Genomic DNA, 15782 nt, shown 5'->3' on the forward strand with positions numbered 1-15782 from the left:
TGTTGCACAACGCGGTGACTAGGCTTGCGTGTCGTGTCGCAGATCTCCCGAGACGAGGTGGCCCACCTGGCCCGTCTCGCCCGCCTCGCCCTGACCGAAGACGAATTGGACAGCTATGCCGGACAGCTGGACGCCATCCTCGGCCACGTCAGCCAGATCCAGTCCGTCGACGTCGCGGGCGTCAAGCCGACCGGTAATCCACTCACCGATGTCAACGTGTTCCGTCCCGACGCCGTCGAGTCGGGCCTGACGCAACAGGAGGCGCTGGACCAGGCGCCCAAGGCGGCCGAGGGCCGGTTCTCCGTCCCGCGCATCCTGGGAGAGGCCCAGTGACCGACCTGATCCGGTTGGACGCCGCGACGCTCGGGCGCAAGATCGCCACCAAGGAGGTGTCCTCGACCGAGGTCACCAAGGCATGCCTGGACCAGATCGCGGCGAGCGACGACCGCTACCACGCGTTCCTGCACGTCGCGGAGGACCGCGCGCTGGCCGCGGCGGCGCGTGTGGACGCCGCAGTGGCCGCCGGGGAGGACCTACCCTCGCCGCTGGCCGGGGTGCCGGTCGCGCTGAAGGACGTGTTCACCACAACCGACATGCCGACGACCTGCGGCTCGAGGATTCTCGAGGGCTGGATGGCGCCGTACGACGCCACCGTCACGATGCGGTTGCGTGCGGCGGGCCTACCGATTCTCGGCAAAACCAACATGGACGAGTTCGCGATGGGTTCGTCCACCGAGAACTCCGCATTCGGGCCGACCCGCAACCCGTGGGACGTCGACCGTGTCCCCGGCGGCTCCGGGGGCGGCAGCGCGGCGGCGCTGGCGGCGTTCCAGGCGCCGTTGGCCATCGGCACCGACACCGGCGGCTCGATCCGCCAACCGGCCGCGCTGACCGCGACGGTCGGGGTGAAACCGACCTACGGCACGGTGTCGCGCTACGGGCTGGTGGCCTGCGCGTCGTCACTGGATCAGGGCGGCCCGTGCGCGCGCACCGTCGTCGACACCGCGCTGCTGCATCAGGCGATCGCCGGTCACGACGCGAAGGACTCGACCTCGGTCGACACCGCGGTGCCCGACGTCGTCGGTGCGGCCAGGGCGGGCGCGGCCGGCGACCTTGCCGGCGTGAAAATCGGCGTGGTCAAGCAGTTGCACGGCGACGGCTACCAACCCGGCGTGCTGCAGTCGTTCCACGCCGCCGTCGAACAGCTGACCGCGCTGGGCGCCGAGGTCAGCGAGGTGGACTGCCCGCACTTCGACTACTCGCTGTCGGCGTACTACCTGATCCTGCCGTCCGAGGTGTCGAGCAACCTCGCGCGGTTCGACGCGATGCGTTTCGGGCTGCGTGTCGGCGATGACGGCACGCACAGCGCCGAGGAAGTCATGGCGTTGACCCGGGCTGCGGGATTCGGTCCGGAAGTCAAGCGCCGCATCATGATTGGTACCTATGCGCTGTCGGCGGGCTATTACGACGCGTACTACAACCAGGCGCAGAAGGTACGCACGCTGATCGCGCGCGATCTCGACGAGGCGTATCAGAAGGTCGACGTGTTGGTCTCGCCGGCGACGCCGACCACCGCGTTCGCATTGGGGGAGAAGGTCGACGACCCGCTGGCCATGTACCTGTTCGATCTGTGCACCCTGCCGCTGAACCTGGCGGGCCACTGCGGAATGTCGGTGCCCGCGGGCCTGTCGCCCGACGACAACCTGCCGGTGGGGCTGCAGATCATGGCGCCAGCGCTGGCCGATGACCGGCTGTACCGCGTCGGCGCGGCCTACGAAGCTGCCCGAGGACCGCTGCCAACGGCGGTCTGACGGGGGAGGATGTAGGCATGCGTATCGGAGTGCTGACCGGCGGCGGCGACTGTCCGGGACTGAACGCTGTCATTCGGGCGGTCGTGCGCACGTGCGACGTGCGGTACGGGTCGTCGGTCGTCGGCTTCCAGGACGGCTGGCGCGGTCTGCTGGAGAACCGGCGCATCCAACTCGCCAACGATGACCGCAACGATCGGCTGCTGGCCAAGGGCGGCACCATGCTGGGCACCGCACGGGTGCATCCGGAGAAGCTGCGCGCCGGCCTGGACCAGATCAAGCAGACGCTCGACGACAACGGTATCGACGTGTTGATCCCGATCGGCGGCGAGGGCACGCTCACCGCGGCGCGCTGGCTGTCGGAGGAGAACGTCCCGGTGGTCGGTGTGCCCAAGACGATCGACAACGACATCGATTGCACGGATCTGACGTTCGGTCACGACACCGCGCTCGGCGTGGCAAGCGAGGCCATCGACCGGCTGCACAGCACCGCCGAATCGCACCAGCGTGTGATGCTCGTCGAGGTGATGGGCCGCCACGCCGGATGGATCGCGCTGAACGCCGGGCTGGCCTCGGGCGCCCACATGACGCTGATCCCCGAGCAGCCGTTCGACGTCGAAGAGGTGTGCCGGCTGATCAAAGGACGCTTCGTGCGCGGCGATTCACACTTCATCTGCGTGGTGGCCGAAGGCGCCAAGCCCGCCGAGGGCTCAATGCAGTTGCGCGAAGGCGGGATCGACGAGTTCGGCCACGAACGCTTCACCGGCGTTGCGCAGCAACTCGCGCTCGAGGTGGAGAAGCGGATCAACAAAGAGGTGCGGGTGACGGTGCTCGGTCATGTGCAACGCGGCGGCACTCCAACGCCGTTCGACCGCGTGCTGGCCACCCGCTTCGGGGTCAACGCCGCCGACGCCGCACACGCCGGCGAGTACGGGATGATGGTGTCGTTGCGCGGGCAGGAGATCGGGCGCGTCTCGCTGGCCGACGCGACCCGCCAGTTGAAGCTGGTCCCGCAGAGCCGCTACGACGACGCCGCAGAGTTCTTCGGCTAGGTGCCGGTTGAGGAAGCGCCACCGCCAGCGCGCCGACGTTGAGCGCGACGAATCCGATCGCCGGGCCGAACTGCTGCGCGAGGGAGACAGTCGTCGTCATCATGCGCTCTTGAAGGCTTCCCGGCGGATCATCTGCCACATCGTCGGCGTGTGTTCTGTGGTGGAGATGACAACGGTTCGGCCCGCCGCCGCAGCATCACCGGCCAGTCTGGTCATATAGTCAGCCAAATCGATGCGCGCGGTGAATCCGCCGACCGGTTCCACCTCGCCCGCAACGTAATTCGTCGCGGCGGGTAGGTCGAACAAGCCCGACGGCCGCACGATCGTCCAGTCCAGTCCGCTGGTGCGCACGATGGTCTCCATGCGGCGTTGGTCGTCGTAGGTGCTCTTGCCGATGGTTCGGGTGATGACGGGTTCGACGATTCGCAACGCGAAGGGTGTGTCGATGCGGTCCGGATAGTGGTATGCGCCGGTGGAACTCACGACGACGAGTCGCCGCACGCCGGTCTGCTGCATTGCCGCGGTGATGTTGCGGACCCCGGTCGAATACGTGTCGATCGGTCGCATGCTGAACGGCACCCCGAGCGTCGACAGGACGCCGTCGGCCCCGTCGAGTACCGCGGCTGTCGAGCAGGCGTCGCGCACATCGGCGCGGGCCACCGTCAGCTCGGCATGGTCGAACGGGAAGTCGGCGGGTCGGCGCGTCACCGCCACCGCCTCATGACCGGCGTCGAGCACGCGGCGTGTCAGCAGCCGGCCGGTCTGTCCGTTGGCGCCGAAGATCGCGATTCTCATGGTCATCTCCTAATTAGTCACTAGTAATGATTATCATGGTAGATGACTATCATCCAAGGTGCTAGTGTCGCGATATGGCCGAGCGCTCGCCCGGTATCGCCGGACTGCACGAGCGGATTCCGTTTCTCCTTTCTCAGCTCGGCGTTTACCTCGCCGAGGATTTCGTGCGCCGACTCGAGCCCTTCGGTGTCGATCCGCGGTCCTATGCGGTGCTCAAGGCGCTCAGCGAGGACGACGGCCGGTCGCAGCGCCAGCTGTCGACGCAGCTCGGCATTCACCGCAACGTGATGGTCGCGGTCGTCGACAAGCTGGAAGGTCAGGGTCTGGTCAAGCGGCTGCCGCACCCCGGCGACCGGCGGGCGTTCGCGGTGACGCTGACCGACAGGGCTCGCGAAATGCTTCCGGGACTTGATGCGCAGGGCGATGCGCAGGAGGACGAGATCACCGCGACGTTGTCGGAGAACGACCGCGCTACCGTGCGCCGGCTCCTGCAACAGATGGCGGTGGCGGCCGGCCTCACCCCAGGTGTGCACCCCAAACTGGGGTAGGGCGGGCCCACTAGGATCGGTCGCATGACTGTCGCCGCCGCCGAACTCATTGACTACGACGACGTGGTCGCGCGATACGAGCCGGTGCTGGGCTTGGAAGTGCACGTCGAGCTGTCCACCGCGACCAAGATGTTCTGCAGCTGCGCCAACAAGTTCGGAGCCGAGCCCAACACCCAGGTGTGCCCGGTCTGTCTGGGGCTGCCGGGGTCGCTGCCGGTGCTCAACGAGAAGGCCGTCGAGTCGGCGATCCGGATCGGGCTCGCGCTGAACTGTGAGATCGTGCCGTGGTGCCGCTTCGCGCGGAAGAACTACTTCTATCCGGACATGCCGAAGAACTACCAGATCTCGCAATACGACGAGCCGATCGCGATCAACGGTTTCCTCGACGTGCCGCTCGATGACGGGTCCACCTGGCGAGTCGAGATCGAGCGGGCCCACATGGAAGAGGACACCGGCAAACTGACCCATCTCGGCAGCGACACCGGCCGCATCGAGGGTGCGACGACCTCGCTGATCGACTACAACCGGTCCGGGGTGCCGCTGATCGAGATCGTCACCAAGCCGATCGAGGGGACCGGTGCGCGCGCTCCCGAGATCGCCCGTGCGTATGTGACCGCGCTGCGGGATCTCTTGCGGGGCTTGGGCGTATCCGACGTACGGATGGACCAGGGGTCGATGCGCTGCGATTCCAACGTCTCACTCAAGCCCATCGGGCAGAAGCAGTTCGGGACCCGCACCGAGACCAAGAACGTCAACTCGCTCAAGAGCGTCGAGGTCGCCGTCCGTTACGAGATGCGCCGCCAGGCAGCGGTTCTCGATTCGGGGGGACACGTCACGCAGGAGACCAGACACTTCCACGAGGACGGCTACACCTCCCCGGGCCGGAGCAAGGAAACCGCCGAGGACTACCGGTACTTCCCCGAACCCGACCTCGAGCCGGTGGCTGCCGACGCCGAGTGGGTGGAGCGGCTGCGTCGCACGATCCCCGAACTTCCGTGGTTGCTGCGCAAGCGGATTCAGGACGACTGGGGCATTTCCGACGAGGTCATGCGCGACCTCGTCAACATCGGAGCTCTGGATCTGATCGCCGAGACCGTCGCGCAGGGGGCGTCCAGCGACGCCGCCCGGGCATGGTGGGGAAATTTCCTGGTGCAGAAGGCCAACGAGTCAGGCGTCGAACTGGACGCGCTGCCCATCACGCCCGCGCAGGTGGCCGCGGTGGTCAAGCTCGTCGACGACGGCAAGTTGTCGAACAAGTTGGCCCGCCAGGTCGTCGAGGGTGTGCTCGCCGGTGAGGGCGAACCCGAACAGGTGATGAAGGACCGCGGCCTCGAGGTCGTGCGTGACGACTCGGCGCTGCAGTCCGCCGTCGACGAGGCGCTGGCGGCCAACCCCGGCATCGTCGAGAAGATCCGCGGCGGCAAGGTGCAGGCCGCAGGCGCGATCGTCGGCGCCGTGATGAAGGCGACCAAGGGACAGGCCGACGCGGCCCGGGTGCGCGAACTGGTCTTGGCTGCTTGCTCCTGACCGCGAGACCGCGCTGAGGGCTGTTCGCCCGGGCCGAACCACAGCCCTGGACGCAGGTTCGCGAATGCTTCAGCGAATGAGACTGTCCCAAGCGGCGATCGCGGCTTCGGCGATCGCCGACAGCTTGGTTGTGTCCGCGCCATCGCGGGCCTGAATCGCCATCCCGTGGTTCACGGTGTTGTAGAACGCGGCGATCGTCGCGGCGTCGGCACCGGGGGGTACGTCACCGTCTGCGATGCCGCGTTCGACGCGCGCACGGAAGGCGTCCTCGGTGGCGATCCGCCACTCCGCGAGGTGTTCATGCACTGACCGGGTGCGCTCGGTGCATGTGGTGGCGGCGAGCACGATCATGCAGCCACGAGGTTTGTCGGGATCGCAGAACACGTCGGCGTGATGTCTCAGCACCCCCGCGATGGCGTCGCGCGCGGTTGGCCGATCGCGCAATTCGGCGGCCGCCGCGGCGCCCAAGGTCTGGTCGTAGTGGGCGACGGCCTCGCGGAACAACTCCTCCTTGGAGCCGAACGCCGCGTACAAGCTCGGTGAGCTGATTCCCATCGATGTCGTCAGGTCCGTCATCGACGCACCTTCATAGCCGTGTTGCCAAAACACCTCCATGGCCCGCTCCAACGCGTCCGTTCGGTCGAAGGTGCGGGGCCTGCCGCGTGACGCCATCCGCAACCCTTCTTTTGTATCGAACGACAAAGTAATCGTTGACAAGTATAAGCACGTCAGGCAATTATGTATCGAACGACACAAAAAAGGAGAACGCCATGTCGGACCTGTCAGGAAAGACCGCCCTGGTTACCGGAGGCAGCAGGGGCATCGGGGCCGCCATCGCGGCTCGGCTCGCCGAACTCGGCGCGGACGTCGCCATCACCTACGCCCGGTCCAAGGAGCGTGCCAACGACGTGATCGACGGGGTCACTGCGCAGGGCCGCCGCGGCCTGGCCATTCAGGCGGACAGCGCCTCCGTCGACGTGGTGGCCGCCGTCGAACAGACGAACGCCGAGTTGGGCCGGGTCGACATCCTCGTCAACAACGCGGGCGTCTTCCCGTACGGCCCGATCGACGACGTCTCGGTCGACGAGATCGATCGCACGCTCGCCATCCACGCCCGCGCGGTTTACCTGGCCAGCCAGGCCGCGCTGCGGCACATGCCCGAAGGTGGCCGGATCGTCAGCATCGGCAGCAATCTGGCCGAACGCGTGCCCTTTCCGGGCGTCACGCTGTATTCGATGAGCAAGGCCGCCCTCGTCGGGTTCACCAAGGGGCTGGCGCGCGACGTCGGCGGTCGCAACATCACCGTCAACCTCGTGCAACCCGGCTCGACTGACACCGACATGAACCCCGCCGACGCTGCCGGTGCCGACGAACAACGGGCGATGAGCGCGCTCGGCCGGTACGCCGCCGCCCGTGATGTCGCCGATGCCGTCGCATTCTTGGCGGGCCCCGGCGCGTCCAACATCACCGGCGCGGTGCTCACCGTCGACGGTGGAACGAATGCGTGACCCGCGATGGCGAGGGGATCAGGTGTTGTCGGCGTTCTGCCGCGGGAACCCGCCGCCCTGCGGGAACAACGGGAAGACGACGTCGTCTAGTCGTTGTGCGTCGCCTGCCGTCTTGTTGACCGTCGCGCCCCAGACGTTGCCGTCGGGCGACATCGCCAGCGCCCACGCGTGACCGTGCTGATCCTGCCGCACGACCTCGGGGTCGCCGGTGACCGCGCCGGTATCGGGAGCGAGCCGCACGGCGACCGTCTGCTTGGTGTTGACGAGGTTGACCAACACCGTGCCGTCGAGCGCCGCGCAGCCCGCCACGCCCGGACGGTCGGGCCAGGTCCACACCGTCGACGTCCTGGAGTCCTTGGTGATGCGCTGCAACCGGTCGCCGGACGGCGCGCGATCGGTGACGTACAGCGACCCGTCCGAGTGGTCGATGCACATGCCGCCGGCAGCGCCCAAGCCCGACAGCGCCGTCGTCGTCGGGGCCTGGTCCACCGTGGTGGGCTGTTCGATGCGCAACACCTTGCCGGCCAACGAGTCCGGGTTCGCCGCATCGGCGGGATTGCCCGCGTCGCCGGTCTGCACCAGCAGCGTCGTGGGGCTGGTGAAAATCAATGCTCCCGTGTTCCCGGTGGCGCCCTTCGGGATGCCGGTCAGGATCGGCTTGGGGATGTCGCCGTCGGCGATGCGGATGACCCGGTTGTCCGTCGGCGTGCTGACATAGGCGTACATCAGCCGATCCTGTTGATACGTCGGCGAGAGCACGATGTCCATCAGCCCGCCGTCACCCGAACCGTCGACCGGCAGCGTGGTCTTGACCTTGGGTTCAGCCCGGACCGAAATCTCCTTGACCACACCGGTCGTGCGCTCGGCGACCAGAGCCGACTGGCTGTCGGGCAGCATGATCAGCCCGCTCGTGCTCTCCAGGCAGCCCTGCATGACGCCGGGTGCCGGGCACTCCTTCGGGAACGGCGTCGGAGGCAGCGGAGGCGGGGGCGGCGGCGTCGATGTCGGACCCGGCTCGAGCTTCGGCTCCGTGGTGAACGGTTGCGACTGCGCGTCGTCGAACCGTGCACACCCCGACCCGACGAGCGCCGCCGCGCACAACACGGCGAGCACGCCCCTCATCGGCCGGCGCAGTTTCATGCGAGCCAGGTTACGGATCATTCGGCGGGACGCGCCATGCACACCGGTTTGACGTCGCCGCGGGGACCTCGTGAATTAAGGTCCGAAAGCACCGCGCCAATACCCGGCTAGCGGGTGACTAGCACTTACGCTGGCAACGTGACCAGTCATTCCAATGACCCACTCGCCTGGCAGCGGCCCGACGACGCGGCTGGGCGGCCCGTGTCGGCGAGCCTGGTCGACCCCGAGGACGATCTGCCGTCCGCCAACTACGCAGGCGATTTCGAAACCACCGCAATCCCGCACTACGACGACGCCAACGGCACCGCTTCGGGCACGCCGGGGTTCGGGTTACTCAACGAACCCGAGCCGCTGCCGTACGTGCAGCCCGGCGGGCGGCATGCGATGACCGGCTTCGCGGCCGAACCGGCCGAAATCGAACCCGAGCCGCTCGGTCGTGCGACGGACCGGCGCGGCACCCTCGACCTCGGCATTCTTCTGTTGCGGGTTGCGATCGGCGCGCTGTTCATCGGCCACGGCCTACAGAAGGCCTTCGGCCTGTGGGGCGGGCCCGGGCTCAACGGTTGGGAGGCGGAACTGTCCGACATGGGCTTCCGCTACGCCGACATCCTGACCTACGTCGCCACCGGCGGTCAGATCGCCGCCGGGGTGTTGCTGATCCTGGGTCTGTTCACGCCGGTGGCGGCCGCCGGCGCGCTGGCATACCTGGTGACCGGCGTGCTGGCCGACGCGATGGAGGCCCACGAAGCGGCGCGGCTGTCGGATTTCCTCACCGACGGGCATGAGTACAAGGTGTTCCTGGTGTGCGCGGTGGCCGCTCTCGTGCTCACCGGCCCCGGCCGGTACGGGTTCGACGCCGGACGCGGGTGGGCGCGCCGGCCGTTCATCGGGTCGTTCGGTGCGCTGGTGCTCGGCGCGGGCGCGGGTGTCGCGATCTGGGTGCTGTTCAACGGCGGCAACCCGCTCGCCTAACCCGGCGAATACGGGTTCGGCACGCGGCCGCCGCTGGCCTCGGTCAGCAGCGGCAGGGTCGCAAACGTCACCGCCGGCAGACGCAGGTCCCTACCGTCCTTGAGATGGGCGTAGGCCGCAGAACCCTTACCGAACCGCAGACCGTCGACGTCGTCCCATCGCACCGTCTCGCTGCCCAGCAGGGATCGTGCGGTGACGGTGTCGCGGTCGGCAACGGTCCGGTAGCGCACGACATAGACCGACAGTCCGATCGGAATGATCAGCAGGACGGCCACCCACGTCAGCCCCGCCAGAACCAGCGAAAGCAGGCTCAGCGCCAGGAATCCCACCGCGAAATGCGCCATGGGCGAGATTCGGATGACGACGGGGGCGGGTACGGCGTCGGGACTCACCTGGTCATCTTCGCACCGCTGCTGCGCGGGCCGGGAAATCGACCGCCGGGGTGCCGCAATTTGACCTGTGACCAGTGCGGAGGCTACGGTCGACGGTTATGCAGGCCGTGGGGTTGCTCGTAGTAATTGGGAAGCGCGTTGATGCCGCGCTCGCCCTTACTCGGGCATAACCACCGGCACCGACGCGCGACCCTCGTACAGCAGCCCAGCTGTCGGGGGTTTTTTTCTTTCCCGACCACTGATTTGAGACCCTAGATACGGATCCGGACCAGGATTTAGGAGAACGAACACCGTGAGCGCACCAACCACCCGACCGCTGCAGCAAGCGGCCGCGACCGTGCCCGACGATGGACATGCCGCGAAACCTGCGGCCAAGCCGGCACCCACGCCGGCCAAACGGCTTGCGCCGCAACAGATGACCGGTGCCCAGGCGGTGATCCGATCGCTCGAGGAACTCGACGTCGACACGATCTTCGGGATCCCCGGCGGGGCGGTGCTGCCCGTTTACGACCCGCTGTTCGACTCGCAGAAACTGCGCCACGTGCTGGTCCGTCACGAGCAGGGTGCAGGACACGCGGCCAGCGGTTACGCGCACGCGACCGGCAAGGTCGGCGTGATGATGGCCACCTCGGGTCCCGGCGCCACGAACCTCGTCACGCCACTGGCCGATGCGCACATGGACTCGATCCCGGTGGTGGCGATCACCGGCCAGGTCGGACGCGGACTGATCGGCACCGACGCGTTCCAGGAGGCCGACATCTCCGGCATCACGATGCCGATCACCAAGCACAACTTCCTGGTGCGCAGCGGCGATGAGATCCCGCAGGCGATCGCCGAGGCGTTCCACATCGCCTCGTCGGGCCGCCCCGGTCCGGTGCTCGTCGACATCCCCAAGGATGTCCTGCAGGGCCAGTGCACGTTCAGCTGGCCGCCGCGTGTCGACCTGCCCGGCTACAAGCCCAACACCAAACCGCACAGCCGCCAGATCCGCGAGGCCGCCAAGCTGATCGCGGCGGCCCGTAAGCCGGTGCTCTACGTCGGCGGCGGCGTGATCCGCGGCGAGGCCAGCCCCGAGCTGCTGGAACTCGCGGAGCTGACCGGCATACCCGTCGTCACCACGCTGATGGCGCGCGGGGCGTTCCCTGACAGCCATCCGCAGAACGTGGGCATGCCGGGGATGCACGGCACGGTGTCCGCGGTGGCCGCACTGCAGCGCAGCGACCTGTTGATCGCGCTGGGCACCCGCTTCGACGACCGGGTGACCGGCAGGCTGGATTCCTTTGCGCCCGAGGCCAAGGTGATCCACGCCGACATCGACCCGGCCGAGATCGGCAAGAACCGCCACGCCGACGTGCCCATCGTCGGTGACGTCAAGGCGGTGATCGTCGAGCTGATCGCGGCCCTGCACCGGGACGGCATCATCGGCGCTATCCACATCGACAACTGGCTCGAGTATCTGCGCGGCGTGCAGGCGACCTACCCGTTGAGTTACGGGCCGCAGAGCGACGGCAGCCTGTCGCCGGAGTACGTGATCGAGACGCTGGGCAAGATGGCCGGGCCGGAGGCGGTGTACGTGGCAGGCGTCGGCCAGCACCAGATGTGGGCCGCGCAGTTCATCTCCTACGAGAACCCCAAGACGTGGCTCAATTCCGGCGGGCTTGGCACCATGGGCTACGCCGTGCCCGCGGCGATGGGGGCCAAATTCGGCCGGCCGGAGGCCGAGGTGTGGGCCATCGACGGCGACGGTTGTTTCCAGATGACCAACCAGGAGCTGGCCACCTGTGCTGTCGAGGGCGCGCCGATCAAGGTCGCGGTCATCAACAACGGGAACCTCGGCATGGTGCGGCAGTGGCAGACGCTGTTCTACGAAGAGCGGTACAGCCAAACGGATCTGGCCACCCACAGCCGTCGCATCCCCGACTTCGTCAAGCTGGCCGAGGCGCTGGGTTGCGTCGGATTGCGTTGTGAGCGAGCCGAAGACGTCGAGGATGTGATCAGGCAGGCGCGTGAGATCAACGACCGTCCGGTGGTGATCGACTTCATCGTCGGCGCGGACGCCCAGGTGTGGCCGATGGTCGCGGCGGGCACCAGCAACGACGAGATCCAGGCCGCTCGCGGTATCCGTCCGCTGTTCGACGATCCGGAAGAAGGACACGCATGAGCGCCACCACGCAGACGTTATCGGTGCTCGTCGAGGACAAACCCGGCGTGCTGGCCAGGGTCGCGTCGCTGTTCTCGCGGCGCGGTTTCAACATTCAGTCCCTGGCGGTCGGAGCGACCGAGCAGAAGAACATGTCGCGGATGACGATCGTCGTCAGCGTGGAGGAAGCGCCTCTCGAGCAGATCACCAAGCAGCTCAACAAGCTGGTGAACGTGATCAAAATCGTTGAGCAGGAAGAAGAGAACTCGGTCTCCCGTGAGCTTGCACTGATCAAGGTGCGCACCGACGCGTCGACCCGCGGTCAGGTCATCGAGGCGGTGAACCTGTTCCGGGCCAAGGTCGTCGACGTGTCGACGGAGTCGTTGACGATCGAGGCGACCGGCACACCCGAGAAGCTCGAGGCGCTACTACGGGTGTTGGAGCCCTTTGGAATTCGCGAGATCGCACAGTCCGGAGTGGTGTCGCTGTCCCGCGGACCCCGCGGGATCGCCACCACCAAGTAAGCCCCGTCAGATGAGAGATAAGGAAATTCAGTGGCAGTAGAGATGTTCTATGACGACGACGCGGACCTGTCGATCATTCAGGGCCGCAAGGTCGGCGTCATCGGCTACGGCAGCCAGGGTCATGCGCACTCGCTGAGCCTGCGCGACTCCGGCGTGCAGGTGAAGGTCGGCCTCAAAGAGGGATCGAAGTCACGCGAGAAGGTCAGCGAGCAGGGTCTCGAGGTCGACACGCCTGCCGAGGTGGCCAAGTGGGCCGACGTGATCATGCTGCTGGCACCCGACACCGCTCAGGCCGAGATCTTCTCCCGCGACATCGAGCCCAACCTCTCCGACGGCAACGCGCTGTTCTTCGGCCACGGCCTCAACATCCACTTCGACCTGATCAAGCCGCCGGCGAATGTCACCATCGGCATGGTCGCCCCGAAGGGCCCCGGCCACCTGGTGCGGCGCCAGTTCGTCGACGGCAAGGGCGTGCCGTGCCTGATCGCGATCGACCAGGACCCCAAGGGCGAGGGCCAGGCGCTGGCGCTGTCGTACGCCAAGGGCATCGGCGGCACCCGCGCGGGCGTCATCAAGACCACGTTCAAGGACGAGACCGAAACCGATCTGTTCGGCGAGCAGGCCGTGTTGTGCGGCGGCACAGAGGAACTCGTCAAGACGGGTTTCGACGTGATGGTCGAGGCCGGGTACGCGCCCGAGCTGGCGTATTTCGAGGTGCTGCACGAGCTCAAGCTGATCGTCGATCTGATGTACGAGGGCGGCATCGCGCGGATGAACTACTCGGTGTCCGACACCGCCGAGTTCGGTGGCTATCTATCGGGGCCGCGGGTCATCGACGCGGACACCAAGGACCGGATGCGCGACATCCTCAAGGAGATTCAGGACGGCACCTTCGTCAAGAAGCTGGTCGCCAACGTCGAGGGCGGCAACAAGGAACTCGAAGGGCTGCGCAAGAAGAACGCCGAACATCCGATCGAGGTCACCGGCAAGAAGCTGCGCGACCTGATGAGCTGGGTGGACCGGCCGATCACCGAGACGGCTTAGTCAGTTGCGATTTGTGGAGCCGCAGCGGCGGTGAGCGCCGCCAAGACTCCACAAATCACTCGTTGGGGCGGCGTTCGTGACCCGGCTTGCCGTGGGTCCGGCGCCGCTCCTTCATTTCGGACTCGTATACATGTCTGCGGCCCTGCTGTAGCTCGTCGCGCACCATGCGCTCGTGGTCGCGGAACACCGACCAGTAGCAGTCGTCGAACTCCTCGACGATCTGAAAGGTCCAGCGGCCATGGAGGACATTGCGACCGACGAGGTCGTCCTGGAGCCGGTCGGCGACCGCCGCGTGGCCCGCGTCGCGCAGTTTGTCGCAGGCCTCGCCGAGCAGAACATCGGCCCGGCCCATCAGCTGATGGAACGAATACAGTTCGCCGCGCGCGCGTTCCACCCACTCCAGCGCCTCCGACAGGGCGCCGACGGCCTCGACCGTCGCGTCGTCGACTCCCTCGGGACGGCTGTTGTGGTCCTTGCCCTGATCGCTCATGGAGCTACAGTTACCCCCTTCGCGGCCCCGCAATATCCAGAAGACGAATCACTGCATCGGTTGTGCGTTGAGTTCGCCGACGGGTTTACTGTGACGAGGTCGAAACCGCAGTGGAAAGCCCGATGGACGACGCTGACGAGCCCAGGTACACCGTCCGTGTGGTAGCCGACCGTGTCGGTGTCCCAACGGCGACGCTGCGCAGCTGGAGTCAGCGCTACGGCGTGGGGCCCTCGCGCCACCGGCCCGGCCGGCATCGGCTCTACAGCGAAAACGACGTCGTGGTCGTGCGGCACATGCACGAGCTGATCGGCCAGGGCACGAGCGCGCGCAGCGCGGCGCGGCTGGCGATGGAATCCGTTCTGGTCCCGCGTGGCGACGTCGACTCGTTGTTGGCGGCCGCGTTCGAACTCGACCACGTTGCGCTGGGCCGGCTGCTGGAGTCGCACCTGCATCACTTCGGCGTACTCGATACGTGGGACCTGATCGTGCGGCCGGCGTTCGCAGCCATCGTTGCCAGACAGGATGCGAGCGGCGGTTGTATCGACGTCGAGCACGCGCTGTCTTGGGCGGTGTCGCGGGCCCTGCAGCGGGAGCCGCTCGCGCCGCTCGACACGTCGACGTCGGTGGTCTTGGCGTGCACGTCGCGGGAGACGCACGCACTGCCGCTCGAGGCACTGCGCGCTGCGCTCGGGGAACGTGGACACGGTGCGCTGACACTGGGCGCGGACGTTCCACTTTCGGCGCTGACCGACGCGATCGCGCGGGTGCGGCCGCCCGTCACGGTGATGTTGTGGTCGCAGACCGCCGATACCGCCGACGGGGACATGGTTCGGGCGGCGGCCGCTGATGCCGAGGTACTGCTCGGCGGCCCGGGGTGGGAGGCCATGTCTGCGGTGAAGCCGGGCGTGCGCGTGCACAGCCTGCGCGAGGCGGTGAAGTGCTGCGTACCGGGCTCGTGACGCACGCGCATCGACTTCGCGTCGGTTAGCCCCATTCTGGGTATGTATTCGAGGTGTCAGCATCGACCACCGCCACGACGGATGAGTCCGTTGTGCTGCTCGACGAGGACGGCCGCCACATCGGCAGCGCCGCCAAGACGACCGTCCACCACGCCGCGACACCCCTGCACCTCGGATTTTCCTGTTACCTGTTCGACGCGGACGGTCACGTGCTGTTGACCCGTCGTGCCCTGGGAAAGATGACGTGGCCGGGGGTGTGGTCCAACTCGTTTTGTGGACATCCGGCGCCGGGGGAGCAGGTCGAGAACGCGGTGCGCCGCCGCGCCGCACAGGAATTGGGCGTGTCGATCAATTCGCTGGTCTGCGTGCTGCCCGACTTCCGGTATCGCGCGGTGGCCGCCGACGGCACCGTCGAGAACGAGATCTGCCCGGTGTTCTTCGCCCGCTGCGACGACCGGCTTCGACCCGATCCGGACGAGGTCATGGAATGGATGTGGGTCTCCTGGAGGCAGCTTCGCTCGGCCGTCGGGCTGCCGTGGTCGATCAGTCCGTGGGCCATGGACCAGATACCGCTACTCGACGAGCGCTACGTGCATGGGGAGTGGCCCAGTTCCTGAGAAAGTAGCGCCTCGCTGTGTCGGCCACGGCGCTACTTCTTCTTCAGCGATTCCGGCTTGTGCACCGCGTCTCGGCCGCTCTTGTCGCTGCGTACCCGGTACTGCGGATTGTCGGAGTCGGCGCGCACGGTGCGACCCGCGGCCTCGGTGTCCGAGGTGATCTTCTCCTCGACCGTCCCGGTCACGGTGTTGCCGTGGCTCTTCCACTGAACCTTGTCGCCCTTGCCGATGTTTGTGCTCATCAGGCGCGGATACCCGACGAAATC

At 67.1% G+C, this 15782-nt stretch carries 18 protein-coding genes; 12 read left to right on the forward strand and 6 right to left on the reverse strand.

The features are described 5' to 3' along the window. The first annotated feature begins 33 nt into the window (after positions 1-33). From gatC to AU187_RS08140, 3 genes are read left to right on the forward strand one after another with little or no spacing between them, the layout of a single operon-like run. Positions 34-333: an Asp-tRNA(Asn)/Glu-tRNA(Gln) amidotransferase subunit GatC gene (gene gatC / locus AU187_RS08130; protein ID WP_059166531.1), complete on the forward strand. Its 300-nt coding sequence runs from the start codon at positions 34-36 to the stop codon at positions 331-333. Next, on the forward strand, positions 330-1811 hold the full coding sequence (gatA, locus tag AU187_RS08135) for an Asp-tRNA(Asn)/Glu-tRNA(Gln) amidotransferase subunit GatA (protein ID WP_059099576.1): 1482 nt from the start codon (positions 330-332) through the stop codon (positions 1809-1811). The genes gatC and gatA overlap by 4 nt, the downstream gene beginning before the upstream one ends. 17 nt (positions 1812-1828) lie before the next feature. Continuing rightward, positions 1829-2860, forward strand: coding sequence for an ATP-dependent 6-phosphofructokinase (locus AU187_RS08140; protein ID WP_059099577.1), 1032 nt, complete (start codon positions 1829-1831; stop codon positions 2858-2860). 99 nt (positions 2861-2959) lie between these two features. On the opposite strand, the gene AU187_RS08145 is transcribed toward AU187_RS08140, so the two are convergent. After that, entirely contained in the window at positions 2960-3655 is a 696-nt protein-coding gene (locus AU187_RS08145; protein ID WP_059166573.1) for an NAD(P)-dependent oxidoreductase, read from the reverse strand. Between the two features lie 74 nt (positions 3656-3729). On the opposite strand from AU187_RS08145, the gene AU187_RS08150 reads away from it, so the two are divergent. Continuing rightward, positions 3730-4203 (forward strand): MarR family winged helix-turn-helix transcriptional regulator, encoded by a 474-nt coding sequence (locus tag AU187_RS08150; RefSeq protein WP_059166532.1) that lies wholly within the window; start codon positions 3730-3732, stop codon positions 4201-4203. A 24-nt stretch (positions 4204-4227) separates the two neighbouring features. Then, positions 4228-5730, forward strand: a complete 1503-nt coding sequence (gene gatB, locus AU187_RS08155) for an Asp-tRNA(Asn)/Glu-tRNA(Gln) amidotransferase subunit GatB (protein WP_059166533.1) — start codon at positions 4228-4230, stop codon at positions 5728-5730. A gap of 69 nt (positions 5731-5799) precedes the next feature. On the opposite strand, the gene AU187_RS08160 is transcribed toward gatB, so the two are convergent. After that, entirely contained in the window at positions 5800-6402 is a 603-nt protein-coding gene (locus AU187_RS08160; RefSeq protein WP_059166534.1) for a TetR/AcrR family transcriptional regulator, read from the reverse strand. A 98-nt stretch (positions 6403-6500) separates the two neighbouring features. On the opposite strand from AU187_RS08160, the gene AU187_RS08165 reads away from it, so the two are divergent. Continuing rightward, positions 6501-7238: an SDR family NAD(P)-dependent oxidoreductase gene (locus AU187_RS08165; RefSeq protein ID WP_059166535.1), complete on the forward strand. Its 738-nt coding sequence runs from the start codon at positions 6501-6503 to the stop codon at positions 7236-7238. Between the two features lie 18 nt (positions 7239-7256). Here AU187_RS08165 and AU187_RS08170 read toward each other — a convergent pair whose 3' ends face one another. Beyond that, positions 7257-8378, reverse strand: coding sequence for a PQQ-dependent sugar dehydrogenase (locus AU187_RS08170; RefSeq protein ID WP_059099583.1), 1122 nt, complete (start codon positions 8376-8378; stop codon positions 7257-7259). Positions 8379-8516: 138 nt separating this feature from the next. Between AU187_RS08170 and AU187_RS08175 the strand changes: the two genes are divergently transcribed. Beyond that, on the forward strand, positions 8517-9350 hold the full coding sequence (locus AU187_RS08175) for a DoxX family protein (protein ID WP_082683907.1): 834 nt from the start codon (positions 8517-8519) through the stop codon (positions 9348-9350). Here AU187_RS08175 and AU187_RS08180 read toward each other — a convergent pair. Then, the gene (locus AU187_RS08180; protein ID WP_059166536.1) at positions 9347-9694 is read right to left on the reverse strand and encodes a PH domain-containing protein; all 348 of its coding nucleotides are present in this window, start codon (positions 9692-9694) and stop codon (positions 9347-9349) included. The genes AU187_RS08175 and AU187_RS08180 overlap by 4 nt on opposite strands. A gap of 340 nt (positions 9695-10034) precedes the next feature. Between AU187_RS08180 and AU187_RS08185 the strand changes: the two genes are divergently transcribed. From AU187_RS08185 to ilvC, 3 genes are read left to right on the forward strand one after another with little or no spacing between them, the layout of a single operon-like run. Next, positions 10035-11903, forward strand: a complete 1869-nt coding sequence (locus AU187_RS08185) for an acetolactate synthase large subunit (RefSeq protein WP_059099586.1) — start codon at positions 10035-10037, stop codon at positions 11901-11903. Continuing rightward, positions 11900-12406: an acetolactate synthase small subunit gene (gene ilvN / locus AU187_RS08190; RefSeq protein ID WP_059166537.1), complete on the forward strand. Its 507-nt coding sequence runs from the start codon at positions 11900-11902 to the stop codon at positions 12404-12406. The genes AU187_RS08185 and ilvN overlap by 4 nt, the downstream gene beginning before the upstream one ends. 42 nt (positions 12407-12448) lie before the next feature. Continuing rightward, positions 12449-13450 carry a ketol-acid reductoisomerase gene (ilvC, locus tag AU187_RS08195; RefSeq protein WP_172800191.1) on the forward strand — a complete coding sequence of 334 codons (1002 nt, stop codon included), beginning with the start codon at positions 12449-12451 and terminating at the stop codon, positions 13448-13450. 55 nt (positions 13451-13505) lie between these two features. On the opposite strand, the gene AU187_RS08200 is transcribed toward ilvC, so the two are convergent. Then, positions 13506-13940 carry a hypothetical protein gene (locus AU187_RS08200; RefSeq protein WP_059099589.1) on the reverse strand — a complete coding sequence of 145 codons (435 nt, stop codon included), beginning with the start codon at positions 13938-13940 and terminating at the stop codon, positions 13506-13508. Between the two features lie 122 nt (positions 13941-14062). On the opposite strand from AU187_RS08200, the gene AU187_RS08205 reads away from it, so the two are divergent. Further along, positions 14063-14899: a MerR family transcriptional regulator gene (locus tag AU187_RS08205; protein ID WP_059166538.1), complete on the forward strand. Its 837-nt coding sequence runs from the start codon at positions 14063-14065 to the stop codon at positions 14897-14899. 53 nt (positions 14900-14952) lie between these two features. Beyond that, positions 14953-15516, forward strand: coding sequence for an isopentenyl-diphosphate Delta-isomerase (gene idi / locus AU187_RS08210; protein WP_059099591.1), 564 nt, complete (start codon positions 14953-14955; stop codon positions 15514-15516). A gap of 32 nt (positions 15517-15548) precedes the next feature. Here idi and AU187_RS08215 read toward each other — a convergent pair whose 3' ends face one another. Further along, positions 15549-15758, reverse strand: a complete 210-nt coding sequence (locus AU187_RS08215) for a hypervirulence associated TUDOR domain-containing protein (protein WP_059099592.1) — start codon at positions 15756-15758, stop codon at positions 15549-15551. Positions 15759-15782 lie beyond the last annotated feature (24 nt).

This window comes from Mycobacterium sp. IS-1556 (genome assembly GCF_001499985.1).
Lineage (GTDB): Bacteria > Actinomycetota > Actinomycetes > Mycobacteriales > Mycobacteriaceae > Mycobacterium.

Bases quoted from the DNA above. Each gene is read 5' to 3' on its own strand.
- ilvC (WP_172800191.1), top strand. From the start codon at position 12,449: ATGTTCTATGACGACGACGCGGACCTGTCGATCATTCAGGGCCGCAAG.
- AU187_RS08165 (WP_059166535.1), top strand. From the start codon at position 6,501: ATGTCGGACCTGTCAGGAAAGACCGCCCTGGTTACCGGAGGCAGCAGG.
- AU187_RS08180 (WP_059166536.1), bottom strand. From the start codon at position 9,694: ATGGCGCATTTCGCGGTGGGATTCCTGGCGCTGAGCCTGCTTTCGCTG.
- ilvN (WP_059166537.1), top strand. From the start codon at position 11,900: ATGAGCGCCACCACGCAGACGTTATCGGTGCTCGTCGAGGACAAACCC.
- AU187_RS08140 (WP_059099577.1), top strand. From the start codon at position 1,829: ATGCGTATCGGAGTGCTGACCGGCGGCGGCGACTGTCCGGGACTGAAC.
- AU187_RS08205 (WP_059166538.1), top strand. From the start codon at position 14,063: ATGGACGACGCTGACGAGCCCAGGTACACCGTCCGTGTGGTAGCCGAC.
- AU187_RS08160 (WP_059166534.1), bottom strand. From the start codon at position 6,402: ATGGCGTCACGCGGCAGGCCCCGCACCTTCGACCGAACGGACGCGTTG.
- gatB (WP_059166533.1), top strand. From the start codon at position 4,228: ATGACTGTCGCCGCCGCCGAACTCATTGACTACGACGACGTGGTCGCG.
- AU187_RS08200 (WP_059099589.1), bottom strand. From the start codon at position 13,940: ATGAGCGATCAGGGCAAGGACCACAACAGCCGTCCCGAGGGAGTCGAC.
- AU187_RS08145 (WP_059166573.1), bottom strand. From the start codon at position 3,655: ATGAGAATCGCGATCTTCGGCGCCAACGGACAGACCGGCCGGCTGCTG.
- AU187_RS08215 (WP_059099592.1), bottom strand. From the start codon at position 15,758: ATGAGCACAAACATCGGCAAGGGCGACAAGGTTCAGTGGAAGAGCCAC.
- AU187_RS08150 (WP_059166532.1), top strand. From the start codon at position 3,730: ATGGCCGAGCGCTCGCCCGGTATCGCCGGACTGCACGAGCGGATTCCG.
- AU187_RS08170 (WP_059099583.1), bottom strand. From the start codon at position 8,378: ATGAAACTGCGCCGGCCGATGAGGGGCGTGCTCGCCGTGTTGTGCGCG.